This window comes from Pseudomonas sp. GB2N2 (genome assembly GCF_054897705.1).
In genome coordinates this window covers 862,180-877,382 of record NZ_CM142701.1, presented here as the reverse complement: position 1 = coordinate 877,382, position 15,203 = coordinate 862,180, and the positions used below count along the sequence as shown (strand labels likewise).

Annotated in this window: 15 protein-coding genes; 9 read left to right on the top strand and 6 right to left on the bottom strand. The window is 59.6% G+C overall.

Annotated elements, in window-relative coordinates; all coding sequences use genetic code 11:
- Window positions 1-151: 151 nt before the first annotated feature.
- Together ACYZT4_RS04060 and ACYZT4_RS04055 are read right to left on the bottom strand one after the other, a co-directional pair.
- Entirely contained in the window at window positions 152-3,058 is a 2,907-nt protein-coding gene (locus tag ACYZT4_RS04060; RefSeq protein WP_461985441.1) for an EAL domain-containing protein, read from the bottom strand.
- A gap of 135 nt (window positions 3,059-3,193) precedes the next feature.
- Window positions 3,194-3,889, bottom strand: a complete 696-nt coding sequence (locus tag ACYZT4_RS04055) for a tRNA (adenine(22)-N(1))-methyltransferase (protein ID WP_461985440.1) — start codon at window positions 3,887-3,889, stop codon at window positions 3,194-3,196.
- A gap of 159 nt (window positions 3,890-4,048) precedes the next feature.
- Here ACYZT4_RS04055 and ACYZT4_RS04050 point away from each other — a divergent pair, with 159 nt between their 5' ends.
- The 6 genes from ACYZT4_RS04050 (at window position 4,049) to ACYZT4_RS04025 (ending at window position 8,930) form a co-directional block, all read left to right on the top strand.
- Complete coding sequence (locus ACYZT4_RS04050) at window positions 4,049-4,765, top strand: class I SAM-dependent methyltransferase (protein WP_461985438.1); 717 nt, start codon at window positions 4,049-4,051, stop codon at window positions 4,763-4,765.
- A 19-nt stretch (window positions 4,766-4,784) separates the two neighbouring features.
- Window positions 4,785-4,973 carry a hypothetical protein gene (locus ACYZT4_RS04045; protein WP_461985437.1) on the top strand — a complete coding sequence of 63 codons (189 nt, stop codon included), beginning with the start codon at window positions 4,785-4,787 and terminating at the stop codon, window positions 4,971-4,973.
- A 228-nt stretch (window positions 4,974-5,201) separates the two neighbouring features.
- Window positions 5,202-5,381, top strand: coding sequence for a hypothetical protein (locus ACYZT4_RS04040; RefSeq protein WP_461985435.1), 180 nt, complete (start codon window positions 5,202-5,204; stop codon window positions 5,379-5,381).
- 230 nt (window positions 5,382-5,611) lie between these two features.
- Complete coding sequence (locus ACYZT4_RS04035) at window positions 5,612-6,367, top strand: SDR family NAD(P)-dependent oxidoreductase (RefSeq protein ID WP_461985433.1); 756 nt, start codon at window positions 5,612-5,614, stop codon at window positions 6,365-6,367.
- 56 nt (window positions 6,368-6,423) lie between these two features.
- The gene (locus ACYZT4_RS04030; RefSeq protein WP_461985431.1) at window positions 6,424-7,713 is read left to right on the top strand and encodes an epoxide hydrolase family protein; all 1,290 of its coding nucleotides are present in this window, start codon (window positions 6,424-6,426) and stop codon (window positions 7,711-7,713) included.
- Between the two features lie 14 nt (window positions 7,714-7,727).
- The gene (locus tag ACYZT4_RS04025) at window positions 7,728-8,930 is read left to right on the top strand and encodes an MFS transporter (RefSeq protein ID WP_461985429.1); all 1,203 of its coding nucleotides are present in this window, start codon (window positions 7,728-7,730) and stop codon (window positions 8,928-8,930) included.
- Window positions 8,931-8,956: 26 nt separating this feature from the next.
- Here the strand turns inward: ACYZT4_RS04025 and ACYZT4_RS04020 are convergent, their stop codons facing one another.
- Window positions 8,957-9,841, bottom strand: coding sequence for a LysR family transcriptional regulator (locus ACYZT4_RS04020; RefSeq protein ID WP_461985428.1), 885 nt, complete (start codon window positions 9,839-9,841; stop codon window positions 8,957-8,959).
- Between the two features lie 152 nt (window positions 9,842-9,993).
- Between ACYZT4_RS04020 and ACYZT4_RS04015 the strand changes: the two genes are divergently transcribed.
- Complete coding sequence (locus ACYZT4_RS04015) at window positions 9,994-11,532, top strand: MFS transporter (protein WP_461985427.1); 1,539 nt, start codon at window positions 9,994-9,996, stop codon at window positions 11,530-11,532.
- A gap of 31 nt (window positions 11,533-11,563) precedes the next feature.
- Window positions 11,564-12,472 carry a LysR family transcriptional regulator gene (locus ACYZT4_RS04010; RefSeq protein ID WP_461985425.1) on the top strand — a complete coding sequence of 303 codons (909 nt, stop codon included), beginning with the start codon at window positions 11,564-11,566 and terminating at the stop codon, window positions 12,470-12,472.
- 33 nt (window positions 12,473-12,505) lie between these two features.
- Here the strand turns inward: ACYZT4_RS04010 and ACYZT4_RS04005 are convergent, their stop codons facing one another.
- Entirely contained in the window at window positions 12,506-12,835 is a 330-nt protein-coding gene (locus ACYZT4_RS04005; RefSeq protein ID WP_461985424.1) for a YciI family protein, read from the bottom strand.
- Between the two features lie 49 nt (window positions 12,836-12,884).
- Window positions 12,885-13,214 carry a YciI family protein gene (locus ACYZT4_RS04000; RefSeq protein WP_461985422.1) on the bottom strand — a complete coding sequence of 110 codons (330 nt, stop codon included), beginning with the start codon at window positions 13,212-13,214 and terminating at the stop codon, window positions 12,885-12,887.
- A gap of 239 nt (window positions 13,215-13,453) precedes the next feature.
- On the opposite strand from ACYZT4_RS04000, the gene ACYZT4_RS03995 reads away from it, so the two are divergent.
- A complete protein-coding gene (locus tag ACYZT4_RS03995) occupies window positions 13,454-14,002 on the top strand; it encodes a TetR/AcrR family transcriptional regulator (RefSeq protein WP_461985421.1) in 549 nt (182 codons plus the stop codon).
- 103 nt (window positions 14,003-14,105) lie between these two features.
- On the opposite strand, the gene ACYZT4_RS03990 is transcribed toward ACYZT4_RS03995, so the two are convergent.
- Entirely contained in the window at window positions 14,106-15,083 is a 978-nt protein-coding gene (locus tag ACYZT4_RS03990; RefSeq protein ID WP_461985419.1) for a zinc-dependent alcohol dehydrogenase family protein, read from the bottom strand.
- Window positions 15,084-15,203 lie beyond the last annotated feature (120 nt).

Below are 15,203 nucleotides of genomic sequence, written 5' to 3'. Positions count from 1 at the left end.
CGCTGGCCGGAGTGAGGGGACACCGAGCCTAGGCGAGGTGCCAAGTGGTGGGGCAGGAGCGCTTTGGTTACTTTCGCGATTTTCGAAAGTGACTCGCCGTAAGGGCGAAACCAATATCAGCCATCACCAAAAACCGGATATACACCCAGGCCTAATCAACTCCGCCCCCCAGCAACGAACTCGCCAACAACGCCTGCAACCCCATCGGTTTCGCAAAGTAATAACCCTGAGCCTGCCCCGCGCCCATTTCCCGCAGCAAATCCAGCGTCGCCTCGTCCTCGACACCTTCGGCCACCACGCTGAGGTCCAGCGATTCGGCCATGCGCACAATCGCCCGGACGATCGCTCGGCTGCGCGGGCTGGCGGTCAGTTCAAGAATGAACGACTTGTCGATCTTCAAACCGCTGAAACGGTATTGATGCACGTAGCTCAGCGACGAAAATCCTGCGCCGAAGTCATCAAGCACCACCGACATACCGTTGTCGGCCAATTGCTGCATGGTCAACCGGGCAATCGCCGGCTCGGCCACCAACGCACCTTCGGTCAGCTCCAGGCAAATCCGCGACGGCGCGACCCCGTGGTGCGCCAACAGGGCCAGGACATCACGGGCGAAATCCGGGCGCGTCATGCTGTAGCTCGAGCAATTCACATGCACCGGCGGCCAATTGGCGTGCTCGGGCCGGGCGAGGATCACCGCAATGCTGGTGAGCATGTAAAGGTCCAGTCGACCGATCAGGCGCAAACCTTCGACATCCGGCAAAAACTCGCCCGGCGCGATCACCCGCCCGCCCGGCTGATGCCAGCGGATCAGTGCTTCCAGGGCCAAAAGTTCGCCGCTTTCAACACTGACAATCGGCTGGAAATACGGCAGCAATTCGTCAGTACGCTTGAGTGCGTTGCGCAAGGCGCCTTCGCGCTCAACCTGGTCTGAAACCTCACGGCGCACTTCCTGGTTGAACACCGCGTAGCTGTCGCGCCCGGCACTTTTGACCCGGTACATCGCGGCATCGGCATCGCGCAGCAAGTCGGCCGGCTCGTGATGGAACTGACTGTCAGCACTGACAATACCAATGCTGCAGGACGAAAAGACTTCATAGCCGTTGATGAAAAACGGCAGGTCGAATGCCAGCAGAATGCGTTCGGCGATGTCGATCAGTACGTCCAGTGGCGCCTCGGGCGCGAGCACCGCAAACTCATCGCCGCCCAGGCGCGCCAGCATGTCGGTGTCGCGCAGGCAACCGCGCAGACGGTGGGCGGCCTGCATCAACAGCAGGTCGCCAAAATGGTGGCCGAGGCTGTCGTTGACCATCTTGAAACGGTCGAGGTCGATGAACATCACGGCGAGGTGCCCGCCTTCGCTGCCGAACTTCGTCCAGGCCAGATTGAGGCGCTGTTGCAAGTAGGTCCGATTCGGCAGGCCGGTCAGCGCGTCGTGGGAGTTTTCGTGTTGCAGCTTGGCGTTGGCGTGATCGAGCTCGCGTGTGCGGTTCTGCACCCGGGCTTCGAGCTTGAGGTTGGCGGCATGGATCGCTTCGGCGGCCGTGCGTCGCGACAGCGCCGTGTCGATGTGCCGCGACACGAACGTCAGCAGTTCCTGGTCGCGCAGGGTGTAGCGCACCTGCGAGGTATAGCTTTGCACCGCCAGCACGCCACGCACCACATCGCCGTCGAACAAGGGAATGCCCAGCCAAGAGTAGGACCGGTTGTACTCATCGGCGAGTTCGATTTCACCTTGCGCCGACAAACGCTCAGCCTCTTCATCGTCGATCAGGCACGGTCGACGCTGGCGAATCACGTACTCGGTCAAGCCCCGACGGCCACGCCGCGCGGCCGGGCAAGTGGTTTGGCGCTCATCGACGTAGTACGGGAAGGTCACTTCACCGGTCGCGTCGTCGAACAGTGCGATGTAGAAGTTATGCGCGAACAGCAGGTCACCGACGATGCCATGCAAGGTCTGGAACAGCTCGGCCATGTCGCCCGGTTGGCTCGACAGTTCGGCAATCTGGAACAGCGCGCTCTGCAGATGTTCGGCGCGCTCGCGCTCTGCCACTTCCTGGCGCAAGGCGTCGTTGAGCGCCGACAGTTCCAGGGTGCGCCGTATCACGGTCGCTTCCAGGTCCTCACGGTGCAGAATCCGGTCCAGCGCCATGGCGACGTGGCGCGCCACCACCAGAAACAGCGCGCGGTCTTCAGCGCTGTAGGTCCGCGAAACCTCGTAGACCTGCATCGCAAGCATGCCAAACACCTCGTCCGAGGCATTTTTCAACGGCGCGCCCATCCAGAATTCGGGACGATCACCCACGCAGTAAAAACGCTCCTCGGCCTGGGCCGCGAGAATCCCGGCGGCGTCGATCAACAGCGGCTGGCCGGAGGTCAACACTTGGCCGGTCAACGACAGGTGTGAAGGGTCAAGGTATTCGTAGTGCGAGGACTCCACGGCATCCACATCGATGATGTCGACGTAGTACGGGTAGTCGATCTTGCCGGTGTGCGGGTCGTACAGCGCGAGATAGAAGTTCTCGGCGTCGATCAGGCTGGCCAGCAGTTGGTGAACCCCGACCAGAAACACCGAGCGGTCGCGGGTCGAACTGGCGAGGTAAGTGATTTCATAGAGGACGCGCTGGGTTATCTGCGCGCGCGCCAGCGTATTGGTCTGCACCTGGGTGCCCAGGCGCTGGGCAAACTCGGCGAGCGCCGGGTTTGCGGCATCTTCGACGGGCGCGAGCAGCCAGCCCAGCACGCCTTCGCCCCGGCCCGTCGGCCAGCGGTGCAACCGCCAGTTCAGGCAAAAAGCTTCGAACTCATCATTCGCAACACTTGAAGGCCATTGCACACGCGGGTCGCCCTGCCCGACCAGATGCATTTGCTCGCCGGCGCGGTAGACCACCCACGCGGTGGTATTGCCCCAGTTGCGCGAGAAGTCCAGCAATTGCTCGATCGTGTCTGTGTTGCCAGCGCTGGCCATGCCGACCGTTTCCGAAATGCCTTTTTGCTGAGATGCGGCAATGTCGCAATCGTTCGATTGCCGCGGGAAGTCCGTCAATGGACGAAAACTCATCAGCGCTCCCTGAGCCAGAAACTGGCGATACTCTCTTTCCGAGTGTTTGCAAAGTACGAACGAGCTTCTCGTTTAAAGGTTATGGAGTTTTTTTTCAATCAGTTTGTTCGATTTGGTACAAACACCCTGCTGAGCTCACGCCAGCAGTTCGGTAATCCAGCGAGCCTGCCGGGCGATTTCCTGGATTTTTTCCTCGGGCACCACCTGCCGCGCTCGGGCGAAACTGCTGAGGGTCTTGTGCTTTTCGCGCAGGATACGCTGCCATTTGGCCAGGAATGCCGGGCTGCGTTCCTGCATCAATAACGGGCCGAAGTACAGTTCCTCGCCGCTATAAACCACTGGCCCGGTGCGCTCGGCGACAATGATTTCGTAGTAGAAGCGGTTTTCCCGCAGCAATTCTTCGCAGAGGAGGCGGTAGCCATTGTCCATCAGCCATTGGCGCAGCGGCTGTTCGCCGCCGTTGGGCTGCAGGATCAGGCGCTCCTGGCCGCTGAGGTGCGCCTTGCCGCTGTCAAGGATGTCGCGAATGGTCTCGCCGCCCATCCCGCAAATGCTGATGGCCGTGATCCCGTCTGCCGGCTCGATCGCTGCCAGTCCGTTGGCCAGGCGCACAGTGATCAGATGCTCCAGATCGTTCTCGCGCACGGTGCGTGCGGCCGAGCGGAACGGTGTCATGGCCACCTCGCCGGCCACCGCCGCCGCAATCGCGCCACGACGGATCAACGCCACCGGCAGATAGCCGTGATCCGAGCCGATATCGGCCAAGCGGGCATCGGCCGGCATATGCGCCGCCACACGCTCCAGGCGCATGGACAAAGTCTGTTGGTTCAACTGCAGTTCCTTTTCACCGAGAATTGCCGGCGTCGTTGTCATAAGCGCGAGCGGCGCATGATGCTGGGTGCGGGTAGCGGGGTAAAGCCCCCGGGACTCGACATTCAAGCCATCACTACTTGTCCTATCCTTCAACCACCCACAACACCGGCGACCGCCATGCCTACTCCCGAAACCACCCTCCTCCAGAGCTGGCACCACAACGCTGGAGCCTGGATCGAAGCGATCCGCAGCGGCAGTATTGAAAGTCGCCGCCAGGTCACCGACCAGGCCATCCTGCTGGCGGTTATGAGTCGCCAGCCCGAACGAGTGCTCGACCTCGGTTGCGGTGAGGGTTGGCTATTGCGTGCGTTGGCTGAAAGGTCGATCGAAGCCGTCGGCGTGGATGGCGATGCAACGCTGGTCGAGGCGGCCCGGATAGCGGGAAGTTCTGCGGTGCACGTGGCGAGTTATGAAGCGTTGGCGCAAGCGAACGTCGATATCGGGCGTGACTACCACCTGATCTGCGCCAACTTCGCCTTGCTGCACCAGGACATCATCCCGCTGCTCGCCGCCATGAACACACTGCTCGCCCCTGACGGCGCGCTGGTGATTCAAACATTGCATCCGTGGGCCGTTGCGGCGGGCGACTATCAGGACGGTTGGCGCACCGAGACCTTTGCCGGGTTCGAGGGGCAGTGGCAACCGATGCCGTGGTATTTCCGCACCTTGTCGAGTTGGCTGAATGCTCTGGACATTGCCGGGTTTCAACTGGCCGCGCTGCAAGAACCGCAACACCCGCAAAGTCCGGTGCCGCAGTCGTTGCTGTTGGTCGCCGAACCTGAACGGCTTCGAGATTGCGAACAAAGTAAATCGTCATCGGCCTCCGGACGGTGACGCGTCCCTGCTGTTCTTTTTGGACCTGGGACTTCAGGAAGTCGATGTCGCCAAGCTTGTCGAGAAACATCACGTCGATCCGGCCGGCGATCAGGTCGGCATTGCAGTCCCGGGGCGCTACACGCGGGTTTATCCGAAGCGGGTAAAACGCTCCAGTGGCTTTTGCGGGATTCTTGAATGGGTGGAACAAGCAGTGACGGGGGCCTGATTCCGTGGAATGACGCGCGCCGCCATCGCCGGCAAGCCGGGCTCCTACAGGTCCGTGCGTGTGCCGATATTCTGTGAACGACCTCGCACGTATGAGCTTGCTTGCTGGCGATCCAGCACAATCATTAACTGAATCAATAACAACCATCAACTCAATGAAGTTCTCTTATTAAAGCCTCCGCGTAAGATCGGCTCCATACCCAACCACAACAACCCGGAGCACACGATCATGAAACGCCAAGCCCTCCTCGCCATCGCTTTCTCGGTCTTAGCATTGAATGTTTTCGCCGCTAATCAAAATGACCCACTGTTCAGCGATGCCGTTGCCGCTAATCAAAATGATCCATTGTTCAGCGACGCCGTTGCCGAAAGTGGTTCAGACCGTCTGATCGAACGCCGCGCAGTCTGAATGCAGGGTTTCACCGCAGTACACGACGAAAAACCCGGCCTCATCAGCCGGGTTTTTTTATGTCTGCCAGAGGCGCCTTATCGCCCATAACCAAAAACCATTGTCCATTTCCATGGACAGTGATTCCCCCTTTAGCTGATTTTTCAAACGACTTTCCCCCGATAGAGTGAACCCAAACCTGCAGGCTGAAGCGCTGTTCAGGTAGTTGATCACTCTTAGAGGTTACGACGATGTCCAACACACTTTTGAATCTGCAAGGCAAGGTCGCACTGGTCACTGGCGGGGCGCGGGGCATTGGCGCAGCGGTCGCCAAACAACTCGCCGAACTGGGGGCAACGGTTGCAATCAGCTTTACCGCCAATGCGCAAAAGGCCAACGAAGTGGTCAGCGCCATCGAAGCAGCAGGCGGCAAGGCCAAGGCTTTCCAGGCTGATCAAGCCGACGAAGCGCAAGTCGTCTCGCTGATCAGCAACGTGGTATCGGCATTCGGCAAGCTGGATATCCTCGTCAACAACGCCGGCGTTTTTGAGACAGGCTCAATCATTGAAACCCTGGAGACCGATCGTTTTGACCGTCAGGTTGCGATCAACATGGGCGGCGTCATCACCGGCATCCGCGAAGCTTCCCGCGTGATGACCGATGGCGGACGCATTGTGTCGATGTCGTCGGGACTCGCCTCGCTGGTGGGTGTGCCGGGGCTGGCGGATTACGCCGCGACTAAAGCGGCGATCGAAGGTTACTCCAAAGGCGCCGCTCGCGAGCTCGGCCCGCGAGGCATCACCGTGAACGTCATTCGGGTGGGCTCGATCAACACTGATATGAACCCGCAAGACGGTCCGTTTTCAGGTTGGCAGAAAGGCGCCAACGCGTTGGGTCGCTTCGGCCGACCAGACGAGATTGCCGCCGTCGTTGCCTTTCTGGTGAGCCCTTCGGCCAGCTTCGTCAACGGCAGCGTGTTCAGTGTGGATGGCGGCTACACGGCCTGAGCCTTCGGCTGCCCTCGCGGCAGCCTCCCCTCCACAGCCCTCACAGGATTCAGGCAATGCCAGAAGCAATCAACGATCATCCCGGTTTCACACTCTCCCGACGCCATCTGATCGCAGGCGCGGCCTCAGGTATTGCGCTGGCAGCCAGCGGCCTGCCCCTCGCCGTCAATGCATCGGCTATCGGCAACACCCCCGTGGGCAACGGTATTACGCCGTTTCGCGTCCAACTTGATCCCTCGGTCCTGAGCGATTTGCGTCATCGCCTGGCGGCCACCCGGTGGCCGGATGCCGGGACCACCACGGATTGGAGTCAAGGCGTGCCGTTGGTCAAAGCCAAGGCGCTCACCGATTACTGGCGACGCCAGTACGACATGACCCGGCTTGAGCGACGACTGAATGCCTTCCCGCAATTTCGCACCAACATCGATGGCCTGGGCATCCACTTCATTCATGTGAAGTCACGTCACGCCGATGCGTTGCCAATGATCCTGAACCACGGCTGGCCGGGCTCGGTCGTCGAGTTCCTCGATGCCATCGATCCATTGGTCAATCCAACCGCCCACGGTGGCACGGCAGCCGACGCTTTCCACGTCGTGATTCCATCGATGCCCGGTTATGGTTTTTCCGACAAACCGACGACCGCTGGCTGGGGCCTGCCGCGCATTGCCCAGGCATGGGACGTGTTGATGAAACGCCTGGGTTACACCCATTACGTCGCCCAGGGCGGAGACTTTGGAGCGGGTGTCGCCAGCTGGATGTCCCGCCAGCAGCCACAAGGTCTGGCGGCCATCCACCTCAACCTGCCGATTCTGTTCCCGCCCCCACCGCCGGGCACTGGCGGCTACACCCCCGCCGAGCAAGCAGCGCTGGCTCAATTGATTCATTACGGTGCAGACCTTTCCGGTTATGCGTCGATACAGGGTTCGCGGCCTCAGACACTCGGCTACGGACTGGCCGACTCGCCGATCGGGCAGGCCATGTGGATCTATGAAAAGTTTCAAGCCTGGACCGACAACAAGGGCGACCCGTCCGACGCTATCGCGGTCGACAAGATGCTCGACAACATCATGCTGTACTGGGTGACCGACACAGCCGCCTCTTCCGCTCGTTTGTACAAGGAAAGCTTCAACAAGGATTTCGTCCGCTTTGAACTGGCGGGCCCCGTCGCCGTGAGTATTTTCAAGGGCGACATCTTCACGCCACCGAAGAGCTGGGGCGATCAAACCTACGCCAAATTGGCGTACTGGAATGAAGTTCCGGCCGGTGGGCATTTCGCGGCCCTGGAGAAACCCGGTCTCTTCGTCGAAGAGCTGCGCAAAGCGCTGAAGCCCTACAGATCGGGCTGAGGGAGCCACAAAAAATGAGCTCACTGAAAAATCCAATCGGTGCCGAAACGCCGGTGGCAGCACCGGCGTGGCTGGCGGTGGGATCGCTGGCCGTCAGCACCTTCGCTTCGGTCACCTGCGAGTTTCTGCCGGTTGGCTTGCTGACCAACATCGCCTCCAGCCTGAATGTCAGTGAGGGGACCGCAGGGCTGATGGTTACGCTTCCGGGTGTGACCGCCGCACTGGGGGGCCCGTTGCTCTTGACGGCCTCCGGTCGTCTCGATCGACGGGCGGTGTTGCTGGTGCTGTCCGCGCTGCTGGTGGTGTCAAATGTGCTCGCCGCGCTGGCACCCAACCTCGCCATCATGCTTGTCGCTCGCGTGTTGCTTGGATTGTGCGTGGGCGGATTCTGGACGTTCGCCCCCAGCGCAACCGGGCATCTGGTGCCCAGCGCGATGCAGCCCAAAGCGATGTCCTACATCCTCGCGGGCATCTCGGTAGCCACCGTGGCCGGCGTGCCGGCGGGAGCGTTGCTGGGTAACTTCGCTGGCTGGCGCGTCGCGTTTGCCGTCTCTGCGCTGTTGGCCGGTACGGTATTGATCTTGCAATTGCGGGTGCTGCCCGCTCTGCCAGCGGCGCGGGCGATCAGCCCGCGCGATCTGCTCGAACCGTTCAATCGCGTGGGCGCCCGGTTGGGTTTAGGGGTCACTTTTTTTCTGGTCGCCGGCCACTTCTCGGGATACACCTACCTCAGGCCCATGTTCCAGCAATTGTTCGGTCTGACGGAGGGCAACGTGGTCAGTCTGTTGCTGATCTACGGGACGGCAGGCTTTGTCGGAACGCTGGTAGGAGGTCGTGTGGTCGCGAGAAATGCGCGTGCTGTCGCCCTTCTGGCGGCGACAGTCATTGCCGGCGTGTTGTTCAGCGCCGTGCTGGTGGACGGTGGATGGCTCGGCGGCGGTCCGATCACGGCGGGCATTGCGGGCCTGGTCTGGGGTGCGGCTTTTGGCCTGGTCCCCGTATCGATGACCGGATGGATGCTGGAGGCCTTACCGCAGGCGCAGGAATCGGGACAGGCCATGCTCGTGACGTTTTTCCAGTTGGCCATCTCCGTCGGCGCCCTGGCCGGCGGATTGGTATTCGATGCGCAAGGCATCGTCAGTACGCTGCTGTTGGGAGGCGGATCGTGCCTGATTGCGGTCGCCGTTATCAGCGCGACGTTGCTGACCAGGCGCTGACGGATTCAGCCCTTAGTCGACATATCCTACGCAAGACGGGTGCTGATGAAATCGACAAACACCCGAATTTTCCGCGACAGGTGCCGACTCGAGGGCCAGACCATGCTCAAGGGATTGGGCGGCGCCAGGTGGTCACGCAAGATGCACCGAAGGGATCCATCCGCCAGCGCCCCACGCGCGAGGAAATCTGGCAGCACACCCACGCCAAACCCGCTGACCAGCGCACTGTGGACCATGTCCATGTTGTTGCAGATCAAGGTGGTGCGGGTGCGCAGTTCGACGTCGCCGGCCATGCGCTGTATGGGCCAGTCCTGCAGTTTTCCATTTTGAAAGAAGCGAAACCGTACCCCTGCATGATCCGTAAGCTCATCCGGAAATTGCGGTTCGCCGTTGCGCTCGAGATAGACAGGAGACGCACAGACCAGCAGTTGCACGGCCGGCAAGGAACGGCGCATGAGCTGCGAATCCGGCAGGTCGCCGCCGCGAATGGCGACGTCCATGCCCTCGTTGATCAGGTCCACCATCTGATCGCTGAAGTCGATCTCCATTTCGATTTCCGGATAGCTCGACATGAAGTCGAGAAAGGCGTCGCGAAACAGCAGATAGCTGGCGATGGGCAGCGTGACGCGCAAACGTCCTCGAGGCACTTCGGTTGACTGCGTCAACGCCGCTTGGGCGTCCTCGAAGTCTTCGAGAATACGTCGGCAGCGCTCGTGAAACTGGCGGCCCTCGTCGGTCAGGCTGAGGCTGCGCGTCGTGCGCTGGAACAACCGGACTCCGACTTGATGCTCCAGACGCGTCACGCTTTTGCCCACGGCGGAGGCGGACAAACCGAGGGCTCGGCCAGCAGCCACGAAACTGCCGAGCTCGGCGGTTTTGACGAAAGGCAGAAGCCCGGTCATTCGATCCATCACACCCTCGCATTCGATCTTTTTTTTCCGCTATGCACGGACCAAGCATCGTTTTTTACAACATTAGCGCTGATTTAAGATTCTCAGTCATTCAGTTCGCATCGGGCAATAGCCGTGCGCGCGCCCTACCCTTTTTTTCAGGATCACAGCCCATGACTCCCCCGAACACCGCCGGCGCCTTTGAGCGGACGGTCATTCTCCTGGCCGTTTGCATCGCGGCCGTCACCATGCCACTGAATTTCACCGCGGCCGCCATCGCCCTGCCCGCCATCGGCCGCGATTTGAATGCAACGCCCCTGGAGGTCAACTGGATCACCAACGCCTTCATGTTGACGTTCGGCAGCCTGCTGATGCTGGCGGGCGCGCTGTCGGACAGCTTCGGTCGCAAGCGGGTTTTCATCGGCGGAGTGATCGGCTTTGCGTTGTCTTCGGCGGCATTGACCGTGGTATCGAACATGGTGGTGTTCGACGGGATGCGCGCCGTGCAAGGCGTGGCCGCTGCGGCGGTATTTTCCGGTGGCATGTCGGCACTCGCGCAGGTGTTCGACGGCCCGGCGAGGATTCGCGCCTTCAGCTTCGTCGGCAGCAGCTTCGGTATCGGGCTTGCCTTCGGCCCCATCGCCGCCGGGCTGATCATTGAGGCCTTCGGCTGGCATGTGATTTTCTGGATGATCACCGTGTTGGCGGTCGTGGCACTGGTGCTCGCCGCACGCTACATGGATGAATCACGCAATCCCGCTGCCGTCGGCATCGATTGGGCCGGCGCGATCACTTTCACGCTGACGTCGGGCGTATTTACTTTTGCCATTCTCAAAGTTCCGGAACGTGGCGTGGCTGATCCGCTGGTGCTGATGTTGTGTGGCGTGGCGCTGTTGTCGTTCATGGCCTTTATCCTGATTGAACGGCGAGTCGAGCAGCCGATGCTGGACCTGACGCTGTTCCGTTTTCCACGGTTTGTCGGTGTGCAGTTGCTGGCCGCCGCCCCCGCTTACGCCTTTGTCGTGCTGCTGGTGTTACTGCCTGTGCGCTTCGTCGGGATCGAAGGCATGAGCGCGCTGGACGCCGGTCGCCTGATGATCGCCTTGTCCGGCCCTTTGCTGTTATTGCCGGTCGTGGCAGGCATCCTCACCCGATGGCTCGCACCTTCTACACTGTGTGGCACGGGGTTGCTGATTTCGGCAGGCGGGCTGTATTGGCTCAGTCATTTACCGCTGGGTAGTACGGCAGAACAACTGGCCTGGCCGATGCTGACGATTGGCATCGGCATCAGTTTCCCTTGGGGGCTGATGGATGGTCTGGCGGTGAGTGTGGTACCCAAGGAACGCGCTGGCATGGCCACCGGGATATTCAGCACCACGCGTGTCGCGGGCGAAGGCATTGCGCTGGCATTGGTCACCGCGCTGCTGTCGGCGCTCACGGCCCATCACCTTGGCGCGCTGGCTGACGCGTCGACCATCGCACAACGTTTAATTACCGGAGACATGGCAGGTGCCAGAGGGCTGTTGTCTAACGAAAACTCCGGCATGTTGGCTCGCAGTTACGATGCCGCGTTCAATACGTTGCTGCTGGTACTCACGGCAATCACCACCCTGACTGCCGGTACAGTGTTTCTGTTCCTCGACCGTGGATCAGTCGAGGAAACCGGTAATGCGACAGCCATCCGTCTGACGGCTGAAGGTCTGGGAGATTGAGCGTTACCGCAATGTAGACCGGGAGAGACGTGTGGATCAGCTCAATGCGATCAGAGTGTTTGTGCAAGTGGTTGAACTGGCCGGATTTACCAAAGCGGCGAAATCACTGGGCATGCCGAAGACCACGGTCAGCAAGCTGATCGGCGACCTGGAAGCGCATCTCAAAGTGAAGCTGCTGAAACGATCGACACGCAGCGTGCACGTCACTCCCGAAGGCGCGGCTTACTATGAGCGCACCACGCGGTGGCTGGATGAGTTGAGAGAAATCGATGGGGCTTTCGACAGTGTGGCCGCCGAGCTGCACGGCCTGGTTCACGTTGACGCCAGCGCCTGGGTCGCGAGCAGTGTAATCATTCCGCGCTTGCCGGATTTCTACGCAAGATATCCGTCCATCGAGATCGAAATCAGCGTGGGTGACCGCGCGGCACATCTGATCCGCGAACGCGCCGATTGCGCGATCCGAAGTGGCGTGGTCAACGATCTGTCCATGGTCGCGCGTCCGCTGGGTGCGTCGCCGTGGGTGACAGCCGCGACGCCAGCATACCTGCAACAGCACGGCATTCCCTTGCACCCGAGTGATTTAAGTTCGGGGCATGTGGTGATCAACTATCAGTCGACCTCTTCTGGTCGGTCGACGCCGCTGATATTTCTCAAAGACGATGAGCCACTGAACATCGAAGTTCCGGCCTTGCTGACGGTGAACGAAAGCAACGCACACCTGGCCGCAGGGCTCACAGGGATTGGGTTGCTTTACAGTTTCGAGTGGAAGCTCAGGCCCTATCTTGAAGACGGCAGACTCGTCCGCGTGTTGGAAGAATGGCAGCCTGCGGCCTATCCGTTTCACTTGGTCTATCCGCCCAACCGCCACATGAGCGTTCGCACCCGTGCCTTTATCGATTGGGTCACGGAGCAGTTTGAAAGTCTGTCCACACCCTCCTGATGTGCACAGACTTCATCCGCCGGCCTCTAACGATCAGGTATGGAACGGTACCCACATCATCTTCACTTCGACGTTCAGCAAGCCAGCCTGCACGGACGGATCGTCGGTAGCAATCCTGTTGGCTTCCTCGAAATCGGCTGCCTTGAAGATGGTCATGCCGCCGTCTGCCAGCACGCCGTTGAGACCACCGGCCTTTTCCATGAACGGACCGCTGAGTACGGTCAGGCCTTTTTCCTGCATTTCGATCATGTAGCCAACGTGAACCATGAAGCCGGGTTGCTCGTTGTATTTCACGCCCCGAACCCAGTTCGGGCCCGGGGTTTGGAACGCGACAAAATAGTGTGGGCCGTTTTCGTCAATCATGATCGGGTACTCCAGAGGAAAAGGGGAAATCGAGGGCAGTCCCTGCCCATCAGGTGTGGAACGGGACCCAGAACATCTTCACTTCGACGTTCAGGAAACCGGACTTCACCGTCGGATCGTCCGTGCCAATCTTGATGGCTTCATCGAGGTCCGCGGCCTTGAAAATGGTCATGCCACCGTCAGCCAATACGCCATTGAGTCCGCCAGCCTTTTCCATGAACGGGCCACTGAGCACAGTCAGGCCCTTCTGGTGCAACTCGATCATGTAGTTCACATGATCCATGAACTCAGGCTGTTCGTTGTATTTCACGCCCTGGACCCAGTTTGGGCCAGGCGTTTGAAAGGCGACAAAATAGTGCGGGCCGTTTTCGTCAATCATGGTTTTGTACTCCAGAAGGATAGTTGGTTTGGAAAAATAAACGTTTATCGAGAGCTCAGGGATGCGCTGAACAGGGGATAAATGTTTTTGGAGTGTTTACTCCGATATGCAATACTATGGCGAGAGAAATCCCCTCGTCAAGGAATATTGGAGCGATGGAACCAAAATTATCCGAAGTGAAAAAACGCAGCCGCGGACGCCCCTCGAATTTTGATCGGACGACGGCTGTGCATGAGGCAATGAAGTTGTTCTGGGAGTCGGGTTACGAAGGCACGTCCTTCGACAGCCTGGTGGCAGCGATGGGGATCAGCCCGTCGAGTTTCTACAACTCGTTTGGCAGCAAAGAGCAGCTTTACGCCGAAGCGACGAATGCCTATCTGGAAGCATCGGGTGAATGGTTCGTCGGCATTTTGAACGACGAAACCGACACCCGGACCGCCTTCAAGCGCCTGATGGAAGCAACAGCTGCCGAGTTCACCCGAGTAGACTTGCCGGCGGGCTGCATGATTTCCGTGGCATGCGTGCACGTACCGACGGCGCTGCATTCGGTTCGGGACATGATGACCGGGCATCGAGCGATGGCACGGCACATGATGGAAACGAGGATTCAGCGAGGAATCGAAGAAGGTGATGTGCCCGCTAATACGGATGTAAAAGCCCTGTCGGGTTATTTCAATGTGCTGGCCCGAGGATTGGCCGTGCAGGCCAGAGATGGCGCGAACTCGGCAGAACTGCTGGAAATCGTTCAGGTCGCAATGCAGGCGTTCCCTTATCGGCCGACGCTTTAGCTCGGCCCTTTGAGCCCTGGGGCTAAATACAATGCCCGGTATGGAATATTTATGTTCTGGTCAGTCAGGGCGCTCGGTATTGCGCCCCAATCAACACCGCAGGCTAGTTGGCACCGTTAATCTCCAACAACACCTTTCCGCCTTTTCGGGTATGGATAATCGCGTCCTTGAAGGCGGTCAGCGGATACACAGTCGATACCGGCACATGAAGTTTTCCGGACCTGATCAGCTCAACGGCTTCACGCAGTATTTCCGGCACTTTTACCCTGAACGCCGGTTTGTTCTGATAAAAATTGTGCATTGTGATGCTCTTTCTCATAAGTGGTCTGAAATCACCGGGAGCAGACATGTCACCGCTCATTTGCGCGTAGTTGACCAGCGAGCCCCCTGACGACAAGGCGCTGACCAACCGGGCCGTCGCCACTCCGCTAATACCATCCAGCGCCAGCCGCACAGTGCCTTCGCCAATCAATTCCTGCACGCGCTCGGTGGCATCGTTTTCGTCCACCAGCACAAGATCGCCACCCGCCGCCTCGACTTCCGCGACTTGCTCCTGACGCCTCACAAAATTGACCGTTCGAAATCCCCGCCCCTTCGCAATCGCGATGACAGCCCTGCCCACTCCCGAATTCGCGCAGTTCTGTACCACCCAATCACCGGGTTTCAGATCAACGAATTCGCTGAGCAACAGTGCTGCTGTGGGCGGATTGATACGCAGCATTGCCAGCTGTTGAATGTCGACGTCCGAGGGCAACGCAACGAGATCCACCGCCGGAATCACCATCCGCTCGCGCCAGGTAAAACTGTAAAGCGGTGGCGTGACGCGGTCGCCGATCTTGACGTTTTCAACACCCTCTCCGACGCCTAATACAATGCCAACGGCTTCGTTGCCCACCACACTTGGCAGTGGCGGATGAACCGGGAAATTGCCGCCAAACAGCAACAGATCGTTGTGGTTCACCGGCGCGAACTCGACACCGATCAACACTTCACCCGACCCCGGCGGGGTTGGCTCCGCAATGTCGACCAGTTCAAGACCTTCGAGAGAATCGCCGTAAGCAGTGATCTGGATCGCTTTCATGCTGGAGTACCTGCAAAGAGGGGTTTAGTTGTCCATGCCGCGCAACTATCATAGTAATCGCTCTCAATATTTACCCTTCATTGAAAGCGATCACAATAAATGGATCAGTGTAGTTCAGGA